General features: G+C 41.1%; 4 protein-coding genes. All 4 read right to left on the bottom strand.

The annotated features are described in order from the left end of the window. Positions 1 to 218: 218 nt before the first annotated feature. The 4 genes from KO511_RS17610 to flgK all read right to left on the bottom strand — a co-directional run bounded on the left by KO511_RS17610 (position 219) and on the right by flgK (position 6,442). The gene (locus KO511_RS17610) at positions 219 to 1,352 is read right to left on the bottom strand and encodes a flagellin (protein ID WP_215988705.1); all 1,134 of its coding nucleotides are present in this window, start codon (positions 1,350 to 1,352) and stop codon (positions 219 to 221) included. A gap of 493 nt (positions 1,353 to 1,845) precedes the next feature. After that, complete coding sequence (locus tag KO511_RS17605; RefSeq protein ID WP_215988704.1) at positions 1,846 to 2,991, bottom strand: flagellin; 1,146 nt, start codon at positions 2,989 to 2,991, stop codon at positions 1,846 to 1,848. 371 nt (positions 2,992 to 3,362) lie between these two features. Continuing rightward, the gene (gene flgL / locus KO511_RS17600; protein WP_215988703.1) at positions 3,363 to 4,556 is read right to left on the bottom strand and encodes a flagellar hook-associated protein FlgL; all 1,194 of its coding nucleotides are present in this window, start codon (positions 4,554 to 4,556) and stop codon (positions 3,363 to 3,365) included. A gap of 11 nt (positions 4,557 to 4,567) precedes the next feature. After that, complete coding sequence (gene flgK, locus KO511_RS17595) at positions 4,568 to 6,442, bottom strand: flagellar hook-associated protein FlgK (RefSeq protein WP_215988702.1); 1,875 nt, start codon at positions 6,440 to 6,442, stop codon at positions 4,568 to 4,570. Between the last annotated feature and the right edge of the window lie 96 nt (positions 6,443 to 6,538).

Here is a 6,538-nt window from a genome sequence, read left to right as displayed (position 1 = left end):
CCTTCCGCACCATTATTTAATGACTACAAATACCTGCTAGTTAGAACACATATTTCATTGTATTAATTCTCTATTTCAAAACCCATCTTATTCTATTACTTCAATATTTCCCCGATTAAAAATATAATTCATTGGCATAGATTAAAAATAAAAAATCCAGCTAATGCTGGATTTTTACTTATAGTCATGACTTTCTATTTAGCTAATATATTACTTTCTTAGCCTAGAAGCCCCAACGCTGAGTTGGGCGCTTGCTTTGCCTGAGCAAGAACAGAACTCGATGCCTGAGTTAGGATCTGAGCTTTCGTTAGTGCTGTTGTTTCTTTAGCAAAATCAGTATCTTTAATTCTACTCTTAGATGCATTCACGTTTTCGTTAATGTTCTCTAAGTTACTAATTGCGTGACTAAAGCGGTTTTGGAATGCACCTAACTCTGCACGATGGCTATCAACAAATTGCAACGCTGTATCAACAATAGCGACCGCTTCTTGAGCACCTGCAACTGAAGTAATATTAACAGTATCTACCGTTACATCTTCAGCAGCACCAAAGTTGAGTTCACCAGATAATGAGCCTCCAAAAGTCAGAGCGCCATCAACTTTATTGTTACCAGCGAATATCTGTATATTACCATCATCACCAACAGAAGCTTTGACCATATCGTTCTGACCGTTGATATAGGTGGCCAACTCTTCAATATCATCCCCTTCTTTGGCATTGATAGTAATAGTTTGTGCATCACCAAAAACATCATTAAAACCGATGGTTAGCTCATTAGCAGCAGCATCTACTCCCCAATCTTTATCTTTCGCTTCAGCCGCCACATAGATACTGCCACCCATCATGGCATTATCACTACGTAAGTTTTCCAAGGTCAGCATAACGGCTTCACCATTATCTGCACCAATCTGAAAAGACCTAGTTGCATATGTACCATTAAGTAGTTTATTACCACCAAAAGATGTTGTTTCCGCAATACGGTTCAACTCATCGTTTAGTGCTGTGACTTCTTCTTGCAGTGCAATACGTTCAGACTTAGAGTTTGAGCCATTTGCAGATTGTAAGGAAAGGTCTCGCATCCGCTGCAGAATGTTAGTCGTTTCATTCATTGCACCTTCAGCTGTTTGCGTAATGGATATGCCGTCATTTGCATTTCGTACCGCTACATCTAACCCTCGACTTTGTGAGGATAAGCGATTCGAGATCTGCATACCAGCTGCATCATCCTTAGCACTGTTAATTTTAAACCCTGAAGATAAGCGCTCCATCGAGGTCTCTTGGGCAGCTGTCGCGCTATTTAAATAGCGTTGTGCTGTCATTGCTGCAACGTTAGTGTTTACATTAACCGCCATAGTGGTTACTCCTATTGATTTTCCGTAGATCGGAAGTTTCGAAAGGTTTCCGACGTCTCGGTAAACCAAGTTCTCTCAAAGTACCCTTATTAGCGACGCAGAAATAATTTACTTTAGAACAAACTATAAAATTCCCACCCAAACTGATGGAAAACATAAATAGATTGATCTGGTCTGCAGATATTCAATCGTAAGCTAAAGATTTTGGAGTATTGGCCGGTGGGTACAAAGAAAAATATAGGAAAAAAGACTAACAAGAAATAAATTAAGTTATTGATAAAAAAAGAAAAGCCCCTTTTCCTTTGAGAGAACCGGGGCTATTGTGGTTGCCATTGTGGAGATCGAGAGAAATGATCACTGCCTGGCTTCCGTATACATAGACTTTAAAGTATGAGAGCGACTGTGAGAGAGCTCTATATAACTAAGAAGTCTATGCTTGCCGGAATGCTTTCACTAACCCACGTCTGGGTACTGCTAGTGAAAGTATTCACTACTACTGCAATAATGAAATTGCAGAGTTTGGCAACTGTTTTGCTTGAGCAAGTATTGATGTACCCGCCTGTTGCAATATTTGTGCTTTGGTTAATGCTGTTGTTTCTTTAGCAAAATCAGTATCTTTGATTCGGCTATTTGATGCTGCTACATTTTCTTGAATATTTGCCAAGTTATTGATGCTATGACTTAAACGGTTTTGCTTCGCCCCAAGATCTGCCCTCTGTGAGTCAATATACCTCAGAGCTGAATCCACAATGCCTACCGCATTTTGCGCGCCACCAGCCGTTGTTACATCAATATTTCTAACTGTGGTCAACTCGCCTGGGCCACCATTTAAACCAACCTCGGTTGCAAGACCACCAGAAATATTTAAGTTGCCTTCTATGTGGGGCTCAGCGACAAAAACCTGCAGCCGTCCATCTTGGTCAACCGAAGCACTTATTTTGTCTGTTTGACCATTAATATAAGTGGCTAGTTCTTCAATATCATCGCCTTCTTTAGCAAGAACATCTAAGGTAATTGCCTCACCATCTTTGGTGGTAAACTCAAACTTAATATCTCTTGCCGTGGCTGGTACGCCCCAGTCTTTGTTTTTACCTTTCTCGGGGTCAGCAATGAATGACTGGCCTCCCATTCTAGGTTCATCAGCACGTATACTGGTTAAACCCATAATAATGGCTTCACCAGAACTGGCACCTATTTGGAAAGCTGATTCTCCAAATGATCCATTCAGAAGCTTACGTCCACCGAAAGATGTGGTTTCGGCGATACGGTTCAATTCATCTTGCAGTGCCACTACTTCTTCATTTAGAGCCACTCGTTCTGAGAGAGAGTTAGTACCATTTGCCGATTGTAGTGACAAATCACGAATTCGCTGCAGAACAATGGTTGATTCGTTCATGGCACCTTCTGCTGTCTGAGCAATCGAAATACCATCATTGGCGTTACGCATTGCCACATCTAGGCCGCGACTTTGTGCTGTCAAACGGTTAGATATTTGTAGACCGGCCGCATCGTCTTTCGCACTGTTGATTCTATGCCCAGATGAAAGTCTCTCCATCGAGGTGTTTAAGTCATTCGTCGATTTGGTCAAGTAACGCTGGGCTGTCATGGCCGACACGTTAGTATTTACATTAATGGTCATAGTCTGCTCTCCTATTGAGTTCGCAAGTGCTTGCGAAGCGGCCAGCTTAATCTCAGTTGGAAGCACTGACCGTAGATGACTTGCTAAGTAGGATATACCTACTTAAAACCTGCTAGTTAAACTCTTGCTTACATAAATACAAGTAGTATGCCAACTTTTAAAAACCAATAGAAAATTAAATTTTACTTTTATTTTCAGTATATTACCGACTTTTAACCTAGGTCATATCCTAACTAAGTTTGCCGGTATCCCGCAGCGGCAATCTTGTTGCCGCTTATTTGCCACTTGGTTGCCACTGCTTAACAACAATTTTCTAACCAGGTGACTCTATCTCACTTCGCACATACGGCAGAGCACATATGGCACTGAAGCTAGATATAATTAAATAGTGTTAACTCTTTTGTTTTACCAAAAGCTTTGTGAGATGCTTGTAGTGCGCGTGAGTTTTCATTAAATTCGATAACTGCATCGGCATAATCTAGATCTTCAAAGGTGCTCTTCGATTTAGCCAAGGTCAGTTTAAAATCCTCATGTTGCTCTTCTTGAATATCTAAGGTATTCAAACGAGCACCTACATCTGTTCTCGATTTATTGAGGTGAATAAATCCAGCGTGAAATTCTTCCGTAACCTGATGCAACTCGGCAGTATTAGATGTATCTGAGACAGAGCCTTCAGAAAGCAACATCGCCTGCTTGAACGTATCGAAAAGACTGTATGATTTTTTTGGAACTAATGAAATTGCATCACCTTTGGTGATCTGTCCCTTTATTTGTATGGTGATATCTTCAAACTTAACTCCAGTAGACGGGTTAAACGTATCCGCACTTACCACAGCGCCATCACGCTCAAGTTGGTAACCAAAATTGCCATCCGGCATTTCAACAAACGTAACTTTATAGACTGACTGGTCATCTTGATTGAGATTTATGGCGCGCTCAAGTAGCAAATCAGAAGCATCATTTAACTCATACTCTGGCTCAAAATCACCAAATGGATTATCAATCTCCATGAATAGCTTGCTACCGGGATCATTTATTGGGATTTCTAAACTATTCGATACTTTCATCTTGCGTTGATAATCATCACCGGCGTAGGAAATGTCCCCATTTTTGTCACGAAAGAAAGGTTGATTCTTCGGTTTTGTTCCCGCAAATATGTAGTTACCAATTTCATCTTGCACGTTAGACAAGTTCAAAAAATTGTTAGCGATTTCTTGCAACTCACGACGTTTTGCAATTCGGTCTTCAGGCGATAGCGAACCATTAATCATTTCCATTACTGTACGCTTAGCTTCATCAGCATATTGTTCAGCATTCGCAATAATAACTTCATGGTGTTCTAGACGATTTCGGCTTAATACAATGGCATCAGTAAACTGACGTAGCTGCTCATTTTGTTGACCTATATTTTGGATATAATGAGTTGCCAAGGGATCATCACTTGCCGTCAACAGTTTCTTACCCGAAGCGAGTTGAGCCTGGTTATGATGTATTTTAGATTCCTGACGACGGATATCATTCTGTACAGCTTCATAATTATGGAAGCTTGAAATTCTAGTCATCATTTATCTGCCTCCTACCTTAACGCCAATATAGTGTTAAAAGTATCATTTGAAGCCTGCATGATACGTGACGATGCCATATATATTTGCTGGAACTTCATCATATTGGCTGCTTCTTCATCCAAGTTAACACCGGAAATAGTCGCAATACGTTCCTGTGCCGACTCTTTCTCCAAACGAGAGACGTCTGTAAGACGTGAAGCAGTCGACATTTGCAGCCCAACATCAGTATTGAGATTATGATAAAGGTCTAAAACGGTAGACTCTCCATCATTTAAATGCTTTTTAGTCTGGATATCTTGCATATTCAGAAGGTTTCCATTGCCACCTTCTGAAGGGACAAGATTTGCCGTAAACTTGTCATTAGGTAATGCACCTGGAGTTATTGCAAACGAGGTTCCTAAGACTGTTACAGGCCCAGACGGAGGATAAGCCTGAGGTGATAAAAGAATATTTCCATCGGTATCCGTTACGGCAAACTGCTGGCCATTTGGTGAAATAATCACCTCAAATTCACGTAATTCTCCAGCATTAACAATGAAAAATTCAGCGCTACCTTGGGCAAACGTTGTCGAGGCTTCATAACTTTGCGCAGCAATTTCTGAAGGGTCATTCGTCTCCATCTGAATTTGAGCCGCTGCATTTCTAGTCGGTCTTATCAATACCCTTTCACCCGTTTTAAGATCATTTTTAATCTCTATGCGGATACCATCAAGGGAAATTGAATTACCGACCACAGGAACAATGAACTGCTCTCCACTAGGACGTTTTATATAATAATCACCATCGGTATATTGAAGTGAATATTCTCCCGCAATTAAACGACTAAGATCCTCGATATAAACTTCAATATCTGCTAATGAATCCGATGATGCAACAGCGCGAGATTTGGCAACAACTTGTGAGTTTACATCAGTAAATATCAAGCCACCGACATTCCCCCTTAAATCTAAACCCTGGGTCTGAAGCTGGTTGATATCGTGGGAAAATGCAGTCGTCATTTTTCCCAACTCATCCATAATATAAGGGATCTTCTCATCTCTCATCGATAGCATCGCACCAATTTTCCCATCTATATCTCGCGTGGTAATGGCTTTCATCCCTTTACCTTCGATCATTGCTAATCGGCGCTGATGAACGTCAGGATACCCATCCATCATCTTAAGTTGGCTTGCTTCTGTACCAGAGACTAGAGTGTGGCCATTGCCAATATGAACGTTAAAGCCTTCGGCATTTTTTCTAGGTGTCACAGTAACTTTTGTATACTCGGAAAGTTCAGCGATAAGCTTTTCATGAGTGTCCATCAAATCATTATGCGGCCCAGGTGTGCGCATCATCAGCCGATGCATATCTCTTATTTCAAGTGCTAATTGGTTCACTCTTTCGATAGCGAGATCGAGTTTTTTATTGACCACATCAGATTGCAAACGGACAGTCTCATGGAAATCGTTAAGGTTTTGAGTAATAAGATCTGCTTTCTCCAATACCACTTTTCTAGCCCCGACATCATTTGGGCTGTCAGCGAGCGACTTAACAGCATCAAACCACTCATTAAGATTCTCTGGTATTTTTTTCGAAGCGACGGAGTCAAGCATACTAGACAGCATTTCTAAGTTTTCTTCATCGTCGACTTTATTGGCATGATTTGTAGTAGAAAGGTTGAGCTCATTAACGGCAAACTGATCCCAAGAGCGGCGAACATTGTCCACATGTACACCCATACCATAGGTTTCCCCACCGTATTGGTGTGGCATGTTGGTACCTTGTATCACCGACTGACGGTTATAACCCTCTGTATTCACATTAGAGATGTTATGTCCGGTGGTGTTAAGTTGTCTCTGAGCAGTGAGTACACTTTGTGCACCAAGGCCCAGTAGATCAGATGCCATATCGCCCCCAGGAAAGCCTAATAAAAGCAGTACAACTACATATCCTTAATTACTTATCAAGCAAGATATATACCAAGTTTCGGGTGCGGGTGCGGG

It is taken from the genome of Vibrio hepatarius, assembly GCF_018860525.1.
GTDB lineage: Bacteria > Pseudomonadota > Gammaproteobacteria > Enterobacterales > Vibrionaceae > Vibrio > Vibrio hepatarius_B.
Note: the sequence above shows the minus strand (reverse complement) of the source record. Positions and strands in the feature narration are given on the sequence as shown.

What these genes read in the sequence shown, in the direction of transcription:
- KO511_RS17610 (WP_215988705.1), bottom strand. Translation starts at nt 1,352, where the DNA reads ATGGCGGTTAATGTAAACACTAACGTTGCAGCAATGACAGCACAACGC.
- KO511_RS17605 (WP_215988704.1), bottom strand. Translation starts at nt 2,991, where the DNA reads ATGACCATTAATGTAAATACTAACGTGTCGGCCATGACAGCCCAGCGT.
- flgL (WP_215988703.1), bottom strand. Translation starts at nt 4,556, where the DNA reads ATGATGACTAGAATTTCAAGCTTCCATAATTATGAAGCTGTACAGAAT.
- flgK (WP_215988702.1), bottom strand. Translation starts at nt 6,442, where the DNA reads ATGGCATCTGATCTACTGGGCCTTGGTGCACAAAGTGTACTCACTGCT.